Consider the following 1,417-nt stretch of genomic DNA (forward strand, 5'->3'; position numbering starts at 1 on the left):
ACGACGGCTGGTTCGCTGTTGGGAGCGCCGTTGCAGCTTGTCGGAGCCGAGAAAGACGGTGACGGCGTGTACGTGTCGGCGGTCGGCCTCGACGGCGCTGAAAAAGCGCGTATCGTCGGCGCGCTGGCGGATGCAGGCTTCACGGGCTTTACCGAACAGGACGGACGTATCGGCGCGACAATGCGCGGCAAGGTGCCTGCGTCGTTCGGCGAGCGCGACGGCAAGTTCTGGGGTGGCTGGTCGTATCTGTCGCCGGAAGTGGCCGAAGCGCTCAAAGGGCGCGGCTTCGCGGCCGACGCCGACGCGCGGGCCATCAAACGCGCCGACGCGGCCAAGGAACCGGAAATCGACTTCGGGCAGGGCAACCCGCAAAGCAGCGCCAAGGGCCTCTACCAGTTCACAGAGGGCACATGGCTGTCGCTCATGAAAGACGGCGGCACGGCGCAGCGCTTCGGCCTGGACGTGGAAGGCAAGAGCGATGCCGACATCCTGGCCATGCGTGCGGACCCGCGCGTGTCAACGATGATGGCTGCCGCCTACGCCGAACAGAACAAGATACAGCTACAGGGCGCGCTCGGCCGCCCGGTCAATGACGCCGATCTGTACCTTGCGCATTTCCTCGGCGCGTCCGGTGCCGTGGCGGTTTTGAGCGCGCAGCGTTCCGCGCCTGACACCTTGGCTAAGGACGTGGTTCCGAACGCAGCCGAAAAGAACAAGGCGGTATTCTACGACAAGGACGACGTGCCGCTTACTGTGTCGCAGATGTACAGCCGTGTAGCTGTACAGTTCAATACCGTGCCGGAACGGGTTACGCACGGCGACAACGAAATGCGCAAGCGTATTCTCGAAGACGCAGAAAAGGGACTTAAATCAGACCCGGTATCCTATGCCGCAAAAGTCGGTACGCACTCAATGGGGTCGCTTGAGACGCCGGAAGGCATTGCCCAGCGCGGTGCGAGCGTACGTTCCATTTCCGCGTACTACAACATCCCCGCCAAGGATATGAAACCGCTGACGCAGGACGAGGAGAATTTCTATCTGCGCCAGATACAGGACGGCAGCCCGGATGCCGTGCTGGGGATCATGGCGACGTTCCAGGGCATGGGCACGCAGGAAGCGCGGGCGGCCTATCGGCAGCTTGGCGAAAAGAACAAGGTATTCGAGTTCGCAGCGGGGCTTGCCTACGACCGTGGCCAGCTTTCCGTGGCGGGCGACATCATCCGTGGCCAGAAGCGCCTAAAGGATAACCCGGACGTCAAGACGTTGCTGAAAGCGACGGATCAAGACATCAACGGGCAGTTTGCCAAAGCGACGGGTTCTGCGCTTGCAAATGTCGAGCCCCGATTATTTCGATGCCGTCAGCGGCAAGGATCTGGAGATCAGCAAGGACGGTGACCGCATCGTCGTCGAGTTTGCC

Annotated in this window: 1 pseudogene; it reads left to right on the forward strand. The window is 62.0% G+C overall.

Annotation, left to right across the window (positions count from 1 at the left end):
* Positions 1-1,395: pseudogene (locus ACK4TH_RS11835) on the forward strand (hypothetical protein); the annotation flags it as partial.
* Positions 1,396-1,417 lie beyond the last annotated feature (22 nt).

It is taken from the genome of Tepidimonas sp., from assembly GCF_046292505.1.
GTDB lineage: Bacteria > Pseudomonadota > Gammaproteobacteria > Burkholderiales > Burkholderiaceae_C > Tepidimonas.